Source organism: Herbidospora daliensis (assembly GCF_001570585.1).
In the GTDB taxonomy this organism is placed as follows: Bacteria; Actinomycetota; Actinomycetes; order Streptosporangiales; family Streptosporangiaceae; genus Herbidospora; species Herbidospora daliensis.
In genome coordinates this window covers 322,273-336,099 of sequence record NZ_BBXF01000006.1, presented here as the reverse complement: position 1 = coordinate 336,099, position 13,827 = coordinate 322,273, and the positions used below count along the sequence as shown (strand labels likewise).

Here is a 13,827-nt window from a genome sequence, read left to right as displayed (position 1 = left end):
TCTACTCCTCGGTCGCGAGGTACCCCACGACACCCCGGATCTTGTCGACCGGAATGCCCCCCTTGCGCAGCACCCGGGGCACCGAGGTGGTCAGGTCGAGGATGGTCGACGGGGTGTTGTCGTTGCACGGCCCCGCGTCGAGGTAGACGGCCACCGACTGGCCGAGCTGCTCCTCGGCGTCGGCCGCCGTGGTGGCGGGCGGGTTGCCCGACCGGTTGGCGCTGGAGACGGCCATCGGGCCGGTCTCCTTGAGCAGGTCGAGGGCGACCTGGTGGAGCGGCATGCGGATGGCCACGGTGCCCTTGGTCTCGCCGAGGTCCCACTTGAGCGAGCGGTTGGCCTTGAAGACGAGCGTCAGCGGGCCCGGCCAGAAGGCGTCGATCAGGTCCTGGCCGTGGGTGCCGAGCGACTCCACCAGCGCGCCGGCGGCCCTGACCGTACCGACCAGAACGGGGACCGGCATGTCGGGGCCGCGGCCCTTCGCGGTCAGCAGCGCCCGCACGGCGGAGGGCGTGAAGGCGTCGGCGCCGATGCCGTAGACGGTGTCGGTCGGGAGGACGATCAGGTCGCCGGCTCTGATGACCGACGCGGCGTCGATGAGGCCCGACTCGCGCTCGCCGGGGTTGGAACAGAGGTATCGGCGGGTCATGTGATCTCCCTTGTCACTCCAGGCCGTACTTGGCCGTCACGAAGCGGTCGCGGCCGGTCAGATCCTGGCGCAGGCGGGCGTCGCGCCAGCCGTTGCCCTCGGGGAACAACCAGTAGACCGCGTTGCCCTGCTCGTCGGCGTGTTCCACCGCGACCAGGCCGCCGGGCCGCAGGAGGCGGCGGGCCGTGGCTTCGACCGCCCGGACCTCTCCCAGGCCGTCGTCGCCCGAACCGTAGAGGGCACGGCGAGGATCGTAGTCGCGCACCTCGGGGTCGCGAGGCACCGCCCCCGGCGGGATGTAGGGCGGGTTGCTGATGACCAGGTCGACCTGGCCTTCGAGCTCGGGCAGGCAGTCGGTGAGGTCCTCCGGGTGGAGGGAGGTCCGGCCCTGTCCGTGTTCGAGGATGTTGCGCTTGGCCCAGCGGTAGGCGGCCGGGTCGATCTCCACGGCGTGCACCTGCGCGAGCGCGACCTCCTGGGCGATCGACAACGCGATCGCGCCCGATCCGGTGCCGAGGTCGACGACGATCGGCGAGGCGACGTCCATCTCGTTGAGCCGGTCGATGGCCCACTGGACGACGACCTCGGTCTCGGGCCTCGGGATGAACACACCGGGGCCGACCTCGAGCGACAGGTAGCGGAAGTAGGCGCGGCCGGTGATGTGCTGCAGCGGCTCGCGCGACTCGCGCCGGGAGACGCCCTCCCAGAAGAGGGCGTCGAACTCCGAGTCCTTCACCGTGTGGAGGGTGCCGCGGGTCACGCCGTGGACGAACGCCGCGATCTCCTCGGCGTCGGCGCGCGGCGACGGCACACCTGCCTCGGCGAGCCGGGCGGTGGCCAGCGCTATCTCGTCCAGGAGGAAGGTCATCGGCTCAGGTGGCGGCGGCGGCGAGCTTCTCCGCGAGCTCGGCGTCGAGCAGGGCCTGGATCACCGCGTCGAGGTCGCCGTCGAGCACCTGGTCGAGGTTGTAGGCCTTGAACCCGACCCGGTGGTCGGAGATGCGGTTCTCCGGGTAGTTGTAGGTGCGCACCCGTTCGGACCGGTCCACCGTGCGGACCTGCGACTTGCGCTCGGCCATCGCGGCGGCGTTGGCCTCCTCCTCGGCGATGGCCTGCAGCCGCGCCCGGAGGATGCGCATCGCCGACTCCTTGTTCTGGAGCTGGCTCTTCTCGTTCTGGCACGACACCACGACGCCGGTCGGGATGTGGGTGATGCGCACCGCGGAGTCGGTGGTGTTCACGCTCTGGCCGCCGGGGCCGCTGGAGCGGTAGACGTCGATCCGCAGGTCGTTGGGGTCGATCTGGACGTCGACCTCCTCGGCCTCGGGGTAGACGAGCACCCCGGCGGCGGAGGTGTGGATGCGCCCCTGCGACTCGGTCGCGGGCACCCGCTGCACGCGGTGGACGCCGCCCTCGAACTTGAGCCGCCCCCAGGCGCCTTCGCGCCCCTTGATGGCGACGGTGACGTCTTTGTAGCCGCCCAGATCGGAGTGCTGGGCGTCGATGATCTCGGTCTTGTAGCCGATGCGCTCGGCGTACCGGAGATACATGCGCAGCAGGTCGCCGGCGAACAACATGGACTCCTGGCCGCCTTCGCCGGCCTTGATCTCCATGATGATGTCTTTGTCGTCGTTGGGGTCGCGGGGCACCAGCAGGTGGCGCAGCCGCTCCTCCAGAGCGGGGACGCGGGCCTCCAGCTCGGCCGCCTCCTCGGCGAACGAGGGGTCTTCGCCGGCGAGTTCGCGGGCCGCCTTGATGTCGTCGCGCACCTGGCCGAGCTCGCGGTAGGTGCCGATGATCGGCGTGAGCTGGGCGTAACGCTTCCCGAACTGCCTGGCCTTCGCCTGGTCGGCGTGCACGGCCGGGTCAGCGAGCTTCAGCTCGAGATCGGCGTATTCGCTGATGAGCTCGTCGAGGTTCACCGCGCGTCCCCTCCTGCTGGTCGAATCGAGTAGGCCCTTTCACCACGAACGCCGACCCGGGCGCGTCTCCTGCGAGAGGAGGACGGTTCCGAGCCGGCGTCTGGGAAGGAGCTACTTGCCCGCGGCCTTCTTGCCGAACCGGGCCTCGAAGCGCGCCACGCGGCCGCCCGTGTCGAGGATCTTCTGCTTGCCCGTGTAGAACGGGTGGCACGCGGAGCAGACGTCCGCGTGGATCGTGCCGTTCTTGGCGGTGCTGCGCGTGGTGAACGTGTTACCGCACGAACACGTCACATTGGTGACGACGTAGGTGGGGTGGATGTCGGCCTTCATACCTATTTCCTCTCCGGGGCGCGGTCGCCGGATCGCCTCTGTCAGCCTGGAGTCCAGGGGGGCGGGAACCGGAACCGCAACGGTTCGGCTACCAGTGTGCCAGATCGGAGAACCCTCCCAGGCCATCGCGCATTCCCGGGGTCGTCGCTGAACGATGCCTGGGAAGTCCGTGAGAAGGTCACCGCGCATGTGGACTGGTCACAGGGGCCCCACTAGGCTCGCCCTGCTCAAACCCGAGCTTTTCCCTCAAAATTACCTTAGTTAGGGGATTCGATGAGGAAAGGCCTGCGACTGCTCATTGCAGGCGCCAGCGGGGTGGCACTCTTCGCCAGCGGTGTGGCCATCGCCGCTTCCCCCGCTTCAGCTGCGACCGTCACGGTGACGAACGCCGTCGTCAACGACACGTTCATCCCGCCGGTCACCCAGGACATCATGTCGTTCTCGTTCGATGTGGCAGACGCCTATCACGGGAAGTTCGGCGACTCCTGGGCTCCCAAGTACAAGATCTGGGCGCGAGTCACCCCCGACTACAACCCCGGCGCGGGCGTCACGGTGAACTGGCGGACCGCCAGCGTCACCCAGCTCGCCAAGGTCACCACCCAGCCGGGCGCGACCTCGAAGATCTCCGGCAACTTCACCGTGCAGAACAACGACAAGCCCGGTGACCGCTGGAGGCTGCAGATCTCGGCGGAGCCGATCGCGGCCCCGACGACGGCGTCTCCGTCGCCTTCTCCCACCGCGACGGCCGCGCCGGACACCTGGCAGGAAGTGAAGACCTTCACGGTCACCCCGGCCACCAGGGTCACGAACGTCGGCATCGACCCGAACCCCGTCGTGCTCAAGGGCGCGACCGACGTCGGCTTCAGCGCGACGATCGAGAAGTTCGGCGGCGAGACGCTCAAGCAGGTCCGCGCGCTGCACCCGTCGAGCGGCGAGTACTACTCGCTCGGCACCTCGCTCGAGGGCGACGACAAGAGCTACTACAACTTCGTGACGATGGGAACCGACGCTCCGGCCGGCTCCTGGCAGATCAAGTTCACGATCACGCGCGGCACGAAGACCTACGCCTTCACCAAGGGCTTCACCGTCAGCAAGACCTCCGCTCCGGCGGCGAAGGCCAAGTCGAAGATCACGATGTCCATCGCACCCACCAAGGTGAAGAAGGGCAAGTCGATCAAGATCTACGGCAAGGTCTACCGCGGCGTTAAGTCGTGGGGCGTCTGGAAGAAGAAGGTCCTCAAGCTCTACTTCAAGAAGAAGGGCACCAAGAGCTGGAAGTTCGTCGGCTACGTCGGTGCCAACAACTCCGGGAAGTACAGCAAGACGATCAAGCCCAAGTACGACGGCTACTTCCGGATGGCGGCGACCGCCACCTCCCTGACGAAGTCCTCGTACTCGCCGTACAAGCTCGTCGACGTTCGCTGATCTGTACGGCTCGCGCCATCAACCCCTGACGCAAGCCGTATAGGTGACGAATGGGCCCACGTGTGCACACGTGGGCCCATGTCACGTTATTCTCACAAGCTACATTTCTCCCAATAATCACTCATGTAAGGGGCCTTACATGCGCAAGAGCCTGCGGCTCATGGTCGCGGCCGCCACGGGGGCGGCTCTCTTCGCCACCGGCGCCGTCATCGCCGCACCCGCCTACGCCGCCGACGGATCCGTCGACGCGGTCGGCACCGGTTTCACCGACTTGTTCATTCCGCCGTCGGGCAGCGACAAGATCCCCTTCAAGCTGAAGGTGACCAACCCTTACGACAAGGGCGGCGACAAGCCGGGCAAGGTGCACGTCCAGTTCCTCAAGCCGGACGAGGCCGACGCCAGCGCCCACGCGGGCACCGCTGCCGACATCCCGGTCGTCAGCGCGACGCCCGCTCCGGCCAGCAGCGTTGAGGTCGCCGCCTCCATCCCGGTCGCGTCGAACGACAAGCCGGGCACCTGGAAGTACCGCACGGCCTACACCGAGAACGGCGTGACCACCGCACCGAACTACCCGGCCACCTGGCAGACGATCACCGTCGTCGCGGCGACCCGGGTGAGCTCGGCGAACGTCGACCCCGACCCGGTCAAGCTGAAGAAGGGCGACGAGGTCGACGTCTTCGCCAACTTCAAGCTCGAGAAGTACGGCGACGAGAAGGTCACCGGCGTCCGCTTCGAGCACGCCTCCTCCGGCGACTACTACTCGCTGAGCAGCGGCCTCGAGGCCGACGACAGCTACCACGGCTCGGCCTCGTTCGACGACCAGGCGCCGACCGGCAGCTGGCAGCTCAAGGTCAACGTGACCCGCGGCTCGAAGAGCTACAGCTTCGTCAAGGGCTTCTCGGTCGACGGCTTCACCAAGGCCGCCAAGGCCAAGTCGAAGATCACCATCGCCGTCTCGCCCTCGAAGGTGAAGAAGGGCAAGACGGTCAAGATCTACGGCAAGGTCTACCGCGGCACCAGCAAGTGGGGCGCGTGGTCCAAGAAGATCCTCAAGCTCTACTTCAAGAAGAAGGGCACCAAGACCTGGAAGTTCGTCGGCTACGTGGGCGCCAACTCGACGGGCAAGTACAGCAAGACCGTCAAGCCCAAGTACGACGGCTACTGGCGCCTTCAGGCGACCAGCACCAGCGCGACCAACTCGTCGCTGTCGGCGTACAAGCTGGTCGACGTCCGCTGACGTCGTCCTAGGCACGCATAAGGCTTCATGCGAAAGGGGCGTCCCGGAAGGGGCGCCCCTTTCTCGCGCCCGAAGGGCGGCCTTGCCTGCGCGGGTCTTGTGCCCGAAAGCCGGCGTGCCAGAGCGGGTGGCCGGCGTGCCAGCGCGGGTCTTGTGCCTGAAGGGCGGCGCGCCTGCGTGGGTCTTGTGCCTGAAGGCGGCGCGCCTGCGCGAATCCTGAGCCGAAGGCCGACACGCCTCCGGGGGTCCTGAGCCCGAGGACCGACGCGACTGCGCGGGAGCAGGTTGGAGGGCGAGGCGTGGGCGACACGGCATCGCCACCTGCAGCCTTGCAGTGGGACGGCTTGGTGCCTGAGCCGGTGCTGAGGGGTTTTCCACAGACCTGGGTGAGCGGCGCGGAAACGTCGGTCCTGTGGGCGAAGCTGATCCGGCTCCCGGGTGGGCGGGCTCGGGCGGGCCGCCTCAGCGGTCGCACTCGGCCACGGCCGTCGTAGAAGCTCAGGGTGAAGCACCTCAGCAGCCGCCCATGACCTTGCCCACCGCAGAGACCGGGCGGACACCTCATTCGCCGCCCTATACATGTCCGCCACAGATACTCCGGGCGGGTCACCTGATTCGCCGCACAGCACCTGGTTCGCCCTTGAGTCTCCCGGCAAGCCGCTCAAGCAGCCGCATGACCGCATCCGCCGCAGAAACCCCGCACCGGTCGCGTCTACAGCTGTCTTCGCTCCGGTCATCGCAGGGTCCCCCACGCGGGTCGCCTCAACGGCTGCGCTCGACCGGGTCGCCCCAGATTTTCACGTGAGCCGCCTCAGCCGGCTTCCCTGAACAGGTCGGCCGCAGGATCGACTCAGCAGCCGCGCATGACCGGGTCCGGTCCGGGACTCCGGGCAAGTCGCGTTCGCCTATGCACACGACCATGTCCGCCGCACAACTCCCGACGACTCACCTCGATGTCTGCTCACGACGCCGTCTGCAGCAGGAACTTCGCAAGTCGCACTGGTCACGACTCCAACGCCTCTGCCACGCAAAATCTTCGAGTTCACGCACATCTACGGGCCGCTCCCGGTCGCCGCGGTGACCGAGTCGCTTTGGCGGCCGCGCATGTAACCCGTGCCCGCCAGAACTGTTCGATGCGAATCGTTTTTCGCCGCTAAACAAGATCGCACTTGCCCCAGATAGTCCCTGGCGTCCATGGCCCGGATTCGCCGCAGTCGCTCGGGGCGAATCGTCTTCGCCGCGCCTGATCGCCTCTGTCGCAGAAACTCGGCGCGAGTCGCTTTGGCAGGCGCTTTGACCCGTGTCCGCTACAAGCAATCACGAGTGGATCGTCTTGGTCGCCGGGCATGGTCGGGTCTGTCGTTCGGGCGCATTCTTGGGCGTAATCATCCACGCCCGTCCGTATTGCCGTTTCGCGCCAAAGTTCCGCGGCGTTTCGGGGTCTGCCGTGCGCGGCCGGGTGGCGCCGGATGCGGGGCGCGGTGAAGACGGCGGGCGGTGCCGGGGTGGGCGGAGCCGTAACGGAAGAAGGATTTTCAGGGACGGTGCCCGAGATAGGCCAGTACTGCCAGGACGCGCCGGTGGTCGTCGGGCGCCGGGTCGAGGGCCAGTTTGAGGAAGATGCTGGAGATGTGCTTCTCGACGGCGCCCTCCGAGACGACCAGGCGGGCCGCGATGGCGCTGTTGGAGCGGCCTTCGGCCATCAAGGCCAATACGTCGGTTTCGCGGGCGGTCAGGCGTTCGTGTGGGAGTCGGCGGCGGCCCAGGAGCTGGACTACCACGTCGGGGTCGATCACCGCTCCGCCCGACGCGACGCGGCGGACGGCGTCGAGGAACTCGGCCACTTCGGCCACGCGCTCCTTCAGCAGGTAGCCGACCGCCTGGGCGCCGGCGCCGAGCAGGTCGGTGGCGTAGCGCTCCTCCACGTACTGCGACAGGACCAGGATCGGGAAGGCCGGACGCCGGGATCTGATCTCCAGGGCGGCGCGCAGGCCCTCGTCGGTGTGGGAAGGGGGCATGCGCACGTCGACGACGGCCAGGTCGGGGTTGTGTACGTCCACCGCCTCCACCAGCGAAGGGCCGTCGCCCACCGCCGCCACGGTTTCGATTCCGCCGTCGGCCAGGAGCCGCGACAGGCCCTCGCGCAGCAGGACCGAGTCTTCGGCGATCACGACACGCATGCGGTCACCATACGCACGGCAGCTCGGCTCTGATGCGGGTGGGACCGCCGGGCGGGCTGTCGACGGTCAGGACGCCGTCGATGGTGGCCGCGCGGTCGGCCAGGCCGTTGAGGCCCCCACCTGGGCGGACGACCGCGCCACCGATGCCGTTGTCGGCGATCTCCACGACCACCCTGTCGACCGCTCTGCTCACCTTCACGCTCGCCTCGGTGGCTTCGGAGTATTTGGCCATGTTGGTGAGCGCTTCGGCCACGACGAAGTAGGCGATGCTCTCGACCGCCGCCGGGGGGCGGTCGGTGATCTCCACGGTCACCTCGACCCTCACCGGGGCGCGGGCGGCCAGGGATGAGAGGGCGGCGTCGAGGCCGCGGTCGGTGAGAATCGCCGGGTAGATGCCTCTGGCCAGGTCTCTCAGTTCGGCTATGGCCGCCTTCGCGCCCGCCGCCGCGCTTTCGACCAGGATTCTGGCCTGCTGGGGGTCGTCGTCGAACTTGGCCTGGGCGCGGCCGAGGTCGAGGGCGACCGCGAGGAGGCGCTGCTGGGCGCCGTCGTGGAGGTCGCGTTCGATGCGGCGGCGTTCGGACTCGGCGGCGTTGACGCCCCGGGCTCGGCTGGCCCTCAGATCCTCGTTGCGGGCCAGGAGCAGCTTGCGGTCGTCGGTGCCCAGGAGCGCCCTGGCCACCCAGCCGTGGGCCAGTGCGGCGGCTTTGAGGGCGTACAGGGCCGCCACCAGGGTGACCACGCCGATCAGCATGACCAGCACGGCCTCCGGGACCGTCGAGACCTCGACGAACCAGGCGGTCATCGTGCGGTCGGTCAGCACCATCGGCAGCGGGAGGAACAGCAGTTCCAGGCCCAGTGACCACAGGCCGAAGACGACGAGGAACTCCAGGAGGCCCAGGGGGCAGAGCAGCAGGACGTAACCCAGGTCCTTCCAGGTGGCCAGGTCGACGAAGAGCCACCGCAGGTGGGCGTAGAGGCCGCCGTCGGGGCGGGGGCGGTAGGGGTCGGGGATGTCGACGCCGAGCGTCCAGCGGACCAGCCGGCGCTCGGCGAAGGCGACCGCCCGCCAGAGCAGGATCAGCACCGCGAGCATGGGCAGTCCGACCCAGACCAGGACCAGGACCAGGGAAAGCGGCAACGCCAGGCCGAGGCCGACGAAACAGGCGGTGCCGAGGGCGGGGGCGACGATGAAGTAGGGCGCCGCCTTCCACGTGTCCGGGTCGACGGCGATGCCCAGAGGGCCCCACGGGCCGAAGGGGACCCTGTCCCGCAACCTTCGCTCCATGGGGTCGAGGATGCCAAAGGGCAGCGTGCCGGGGGTATGGAGCGAACGGGGTGGGGGTAACCCCCCGGTTTGCCCGGTGATGTCGGGTGAAGCCGGAAATGGGCGCCGGGGCGGTGCGCATAAGGGCGTCTTAATGGACGCCTGTCGAAACACCGTCACCGAAGACGCGTTTCGGGAGCAGGCCGCCAACGAATACCGCTGATCTGCGGTCGTTGCGGTGTGGGCCGGGTGCGGCCGGTTGGCGCCGGATGCGGCACAGGGGCGGAGACGGCGGGCGGGGCCGGGGTAGGCGGGAGCCGTAACGGAAGCAAGAAAAAGACCCCGGACGGTGCCCGGGGTCTTTCGCCCGGCGATCGTGGAGATCGCCGTAAGAGGTGCTAGTCGCGGTCGTTGCTGACGGTGGTCTTCTGGACCTGCATCAGGAACTCGACGTTGCTCTTGGTCTCCTTCATCTTCTCCAGGAGGAGCTCAAGGGCCTGCTGCATGTCGAGTGCGTGGAGCACACGGCGCAGCTTCCAGATGACCTGGAGTTCGTCCTTGCCCATGAGGATCTCTTCCTTGCGGGTGCCGGACGCGTCGACGTCGACCGCGGGGAAGATGCGCTTGTCGGCCAGGGAGCGGTTGAGCTTGAGCTCCATGTTGCCGGTGCCCTTGAACTCCTCGAAGATGACCTCGTCCATCTTCGAGCCGGTCTCGACCAGGGCCGTCGCGAGGATCGTCAGCGAGCCGCCGTTCTCGATGTTGCGGGCGGCGCCGAAGAAGCGCTTGGGCGGGTAGAGGGCCGTGGAGTCGACACCACCCGACAGGATGCGGCCCGACGCGGGGGCGGCCAGGTTGTAGGCGCGGCCCAGGCGGGTGATCGAGTCGAGCAGGACGACCACGTCGTGGCCCAGCTCCACGAGGCGCTTGGCGCGCTCGATGGCCAGCTCGGCGACGGTGGTGTGGTCTTCGGCCGGACGGTCGAAGGTCGAGTGGATGACCTCGCCCTTGACCGACCGCTGCATGTCGGTGACCTCTTCGGGACGCTCGTCGACCAGGACGACCATCAGGTGGCACTCGGGGTTGTTGCGGGTGATCGCGTTGGCGATGGCCTGGAGGACCATCGTCTTGCCGGCCTTCGGCGGCGACACGATCAGGCCACGCTGGCCCTTGCCGATCGGGCTGACCAGGTCGATGATCCGCGTGGTCATGATGTTCGGCTCGGTCTCCAGCCGCAGGCGCTCCTGCGGGTAGAGGGGCGTGAGCTTGTTGAAGTCGGGGCGCTGGCGGGCCTGGTCGGGCTCCATGCCGTTGACGGTGTCGAGGCGGACCAGCGCGTTGAACTTCTCGCGGCGCTCGCCGTCGCGCGGCTGGCGGACGGCGCCGGTGATGACGTCGCCCTTGCGCAGGCCGTTGCGGCGGATCTGGGCCAGCGACACATAGACGTCGTTGGCGCCGGGCAGGTAGCCGCTGGTGCGCACGAACGCGTAGTTGTCGAGGATGTCGAGGATGCCGGCGATCGGGATCAGGACGTCGTCGTCGCTGACCACGGGCTCGTTGGCGTCGCCGAAACGGTCGCGGCCGCGGCGGTTGCGCTCGCGGAAGCGGCCACGACGGCCGCGCGGGTCGTCGTCCTGCGGGCCGCCCTGGCCGGGACCGCCCTGGTTCTGGCCCTGGTTGTCGGGACGGCCGTCCTGCCGGCTGTCCTGACGGTCCTGCCGGTCCTGGCGGTTGTCGGGCCGGCTGTCCTGACGGTCGTTGCGGCCCCCACGGTCGCCACGCTCGTTGCGGTCGCCGCGGTCCTGACGGTCCTGGCGGTCGCCGCGGTCTTGACGGTCGCCGCGCTCACGGCGCTCGCCGCGCTCGCCACGCTCACCTCGGCCACGACGCTCGCGGCGGTCGCCGCGCTGCTCACGGCCTTCGGACGGGGCCTCGGACTGCTCCACGACGGTCGGGGTCGTCTGCACCGTAGGCTCGAGGGTTGCCGGCGGGGCGGACTCGACACGCTCTGCGGGAGCCTCGGCCGGGGCCTCGGCGGGCGCCGCGGCGGCGGCGCGGGCGGAGGAACGTTCCCGACGGGCTCTGGTGGGCCGCTCAGCCGGGGCGGCTTCCGCCTTGGGCTCGCTCTTGGGCTCGGGCTTGCTCTCCGCGGCGGGCTGGGCCGTCGCCCCCTGCTTCTCCTGGATGGCCGCGATGAGCTGGCTCTTCCGCATGCGGCCGGTGCCGCTGATGCCGAGACCGGAGGCCATCGCCTGCAGCTCGGGGAGAACCATGGCCGACAGGCCGGTGCCGGAGCGGCGACGGCGCGCGGTCGTGGGGGCGTCGCCGACGGGTGCGTCGGCGAGGAGTTCGGTGGTGTCGCTCAACTAAGGGTCCTTCCCAGGGGTCGGGCGCCGGACTGTCTGATTCCGCCGTCCCGGTTATGCGACCCGGCGGGACAGACCGGGTCGGGCTTCGTGGATCTCGTGCGGTCGAGCCGGGTGCCGAGAATCACGAGCGGCAGGCTTCCAGGGGAGACCCCCTGGGATGCCACGACCGACCAGATGTCGAGGTGGCTCGAACGCGCATGTCTCCGAACACGCCGCCCCCTGCCGCGTCGGCGGATGGAGGAGGTGGGTTCAGGGAAATCGCCACGGCGGCTTCGGCTGTGCGAGGAACCGCGATGTACGAATGACAAGCACGCACCCAACACGGGGGCACCTGGTGCGGCTATCAGCCTAACATCACCGGCGCACACAGCTATTCCCTGAAGGTCGAAGAGGCATCAGCGTGTCTCGGGAAACTGAACGGTCGCACCGGAAGGGTCGACGTTCAGTGGCTGGATTTGCCAGTCGATACCCACTTCGGGCTCGATCAAATCCTGCGTATCCGGCGTGGAAAACGCAAGAACCGTGGGGCCCGCTCCCGAAACGACCGCGGGCACCCCCTTGGACCGCAGACGTTCTACCAGATCCGCGGTCTGCGGCATGGCGGGCGCGCGGTATCCCTGGTGGAGACGATCTTCCGTCGCCGCCAGGAGCACCGCGTTCTCCGGCTTTCCGGTCAGCGCGGCGACGAGCAGCGCGGCCCGGCCGGCGTTCGCGGCGGCGTCGGAATGGGGCACCTTCTCCGGGAGCAGCCCACGCGCCTCTTCTGTGGACAACCGGAACGGGGGTATCAGGACCACCGGCCGGATGCCGGGATGGGGCAGCAGCCGGCACACGCCGGAGTCCCAGGAGATGGTCAGCCCGCCGCGCAGGCAGGGCGCGACGTTGTCGGGGTGGCCCTCGATGGCCGTCGCCAGCGCGAGGGTCTTGTCGTCGTCGAAGGCGGCCCCCGAGAGGGCGCGGGCGGCCAGGATGCCGGCCACGATCGCGGCCGACGACGAGCCCAGGCCGCGCGCGTGGGGGATCCGGTTGACGCAGGTCAGCCGGATTCCCTCGGGCTGCGCGACGCCCATCTCGTCGAAGGTGCGGCGCATGGTCCGCACGATCAGGTGCCCCTCGCCGGTGTCGACCTCGCCGGCGCCCGCCCCGTCGACCTCGACGACCGTCTGGTGAGCGCCGATCGAGGCCGTCACCTCGTCGTGGAGGTCGAGGGCCAGGCCGAGGGTGTCGAATCCGGGGCCGAGGTTGGCGCTGGTCGCCGGTGTGCGCACCAGAACGGTCAAAGGGTGCTCCCGCAGGTCAGGCGAGTTCGAGTGCGGCCGCCGCCGCGTAGGCGTCGATCGGGATGGTCACGGGGGCCGGGGCGCCCGAGATGGCCCAGTCGGGGTCTTTGAGGCCGTTGCCGGTGACGGTGCAGACCACCCGCTGGCCCGGCTGGAGCAGGCCCTGCTCGTGGGCCTGGAGGAGGCCGGCGACGCTGGCGGCCGAGGCCAGCTCGACGAACACGCCCTCGCCCTGGGCCAGCAGCTTGTAGGCGGCGGCGATCTGGCGGTCGGTGACGGCCTGGATGACGCCGCCCGACTCGTCGCGGGCGGCCTCGGCGAGCTTCCACGACGCCGGGTTGCCGATGCGGATGGCGGTGGCGATGGTGTGGGGGTGGGTGACCGGGGCGCCGTTGACGATCGGCGCCGAGCCGCTGGCCTGGAAGCCGAACATCTTCGGCGGCTTGGCGGCGTATTCCTGGTAGCCCATCCAGTAGGCGGAGATGTTGCCCGCGTTGCCGACCGGGATGCAGTGGACGTCGGGGGCGGAGCCCAGGGCGTCGACGATCTCGAAGGCGGCCGTCTTCTGGCCCTGGAGGCGGTGCGGGTTGACCGAGTTGACCAGCGCGATCGGGTAGTTCTCGGCCAGCTTCTTGGTCATCTCGAGGCAGTCGTCGAAGGACCCCTCGACCTGGAGCAGCTTCGCGCCGTGGACGAGCGCCTGGGCCAGCTTGCCCATCGCGATCTTGCCGCGCGGCACGAGCACGGCGCAGGTCAGCCCGGCGCGTACGGCGTAGGCCGCCGCCGAGGCCGAGGTGTTGCCGGTGGAGGCGCAGATGACGGCCTGGGCGCCCTCTTCGACGGCCTTGCTGATCGCCACGGTCATGCCGCGGTCTTTGAAGCTGCCCGTCGGATTGAGGCCCTCGACCTTGAGGAACACGTCGCAGCCGACCAGCGCGGAGACCTTCGGCGCCGGAACCAGCGGGGTGCCACCTTCGAGAAGGGTGACCACGGGCGTCGTCGCGCTCACGGGAAGCCGGTCGCGGTATTCCTCGATGAGTCCACGCCAAACCCTGGACATGCGGATCCTCCATGTCACCTGCGTTATCGGGCACCGAGTCTACGGGCAAACGTTCGAGATCCGGGATTCGGCGTCCGCCAGGTGGGACAGACCCCCGAATACGGGGTA

At 68.9% G+C, this 13,827-nt stretch carries 11 protein-coding genes; 2 read left to right on the top strand and 9 right to left on the bottom strand.

What is annotated here, in order from left to right:
• Nucleotide 1: 1 nt before the first annotated feature.
• From AW274_RS29730 to rpmE, 4 genes are all read right to left on the bottom strand, one after another.
• On the bottom strand, nt 2-649 hold the full coding sequence (locus AW274_RS29730; RefSeq protein ID WP_062438895.1) for an L-threonylcarbamoyladenylate synthase: 648 nt from the start codon (nt 647-649) through the stop codon (nt 2-4).
• Between the two features lie 13 nt (nt 650-662).
• Nucleotides 663-1,517, bottom strand: coding sequence for a peptide chain release factor N(5)-glutamine methyltransferase (gene prmC, locus AW274_RS29725; protein WP_062438892.1), 855 nt, complete (start codon nt 1,515-1,517; stop codon nt 663-665).
• Between the two features lie 4 nt (nt 1,518-1,521).
• On the bottom strand, nt 1,522-2,571 hold the full coding sequence (gene prfA, locus AW274_RS29720) for a peptide chain release factor 1 (RefSeq protein ID WP_062438888.1): 1,050 nt from the start codon (nt 2,569-2,571) through the stop codon (nt 1,522-1,524).
• Between the two features lie 111 nt (nt 2,572-2,682).
• A complete protein-coding gene (rpmE, locus tag AW274_RS29715; RefSeq protein WP_062335800.1) occupies nt 2,683-2,901 on the bottom strand; it encodes a 50S ribosomal protein L31 in 219 nt (72 codons plus the stop codon).
• Between the two features lie 378 nt (nt 2,902-3,279).
• Here rpmE and AW274_RS29710 point away from each other — a divergent pair, with 378 nt between their 5' ends.
• Nucleotides 3,280-4,326 carry a hypothetical protein gene (locus AW274_RS29710; RefSeq protein WP_062438885.1) on the top strand — a complete coding sequence of 349 codons (1,047 nt, stop codon included), beginning with the start codon at nt 3,280-3,282 and terminating at the stop codon, nt 4,324-4,326.
• 139 nt (nt 4,327-4,465) lie between these two features.
• Nucleotides 4,466-5,563, top strand: coding sequence for a hypothetical protein (locus tag AW274_RS29705; protein WP_062438882.1), 1,098 nt, complete (start codon nt 4,466-4,468; stop codon nt 5,561-5,563).
• A 1,535-nt stretch (nt 5,564-7,098) separates the two neighbouring features.
• On the opposite strand, the gene AW274_RS29700 is transcribed toward AW274_RS29705, so the two are convergent.
• The 5 genes from AW274_RS29700 to thrC all read right to left on the bottom strand — a co-directional run bounded on the left by AW274_RS29700 (nt 7,099) and on the right by thrC (nt 13,719).
• Nucleotides 7,099-7,743 (bottom strand): response regulator, encoded by a 645-nt coding sequence (locus AW274_RS29700; protein WP_062438879.1) that lies wholly within the window; start codon nt 7,741-7,743, stop codon nt 7,099-7,101.
• 4 nt (nt 7,744-7,747) lie between these two features.
• Nucleotides 7,748-9,031, bottom strand: a complete 1,284-nt coding sequence (locus tag AW274_RS29695) for a sensor histidine kinase (RefSeq protein ID WP_083975014.1) — start codon at nt 9,029-9,031, stop codon at nt 7,748-7,750.
• 377 nt (nt 9,032-9,408) lie between these two features.
• Nucleotides 9,409-11,376 (bottom strand): transcription termination factor Rho, encoded by a 1,968-nt coding sequence (gene rho / locus AW274_RS29690; RefSeq protein ID WP_062438876.1) that lies wholly within the window; start codon nt 11,374-11,376, stop codon nt 9,409-9,411.
• A gap of 398 nt (nt 11,377-11,774) precedes the next feature.
• Nucleotides 11,775-12,659 (bottom strand): homoserine kinase, encoded by an 885-nt coding sequence (gene thrB, locus AW274_RS29685; RefSeq protein WP_232320484.1) that lies wholly within the window; start codon nt 12,657-12,659, stop codon nt 11,775-11,777.
• A 16-nt stretch (nt 12,660-12,675) separates the two neighbouring features.
• Nucleotides 12,676-13,719: a threonine synthase gene (gene thrC / locus AW274_RS29680; protein ID WP_062335784.1), complete on the bottom strand. Its 1,044-nt coding sequence runs from the start codon at nt 13,717-13,719 to the stop codon at nt 12,676-12,678.
• Nucleotides 13,720-13,827 lie beyond the last annotated feature (108 nt).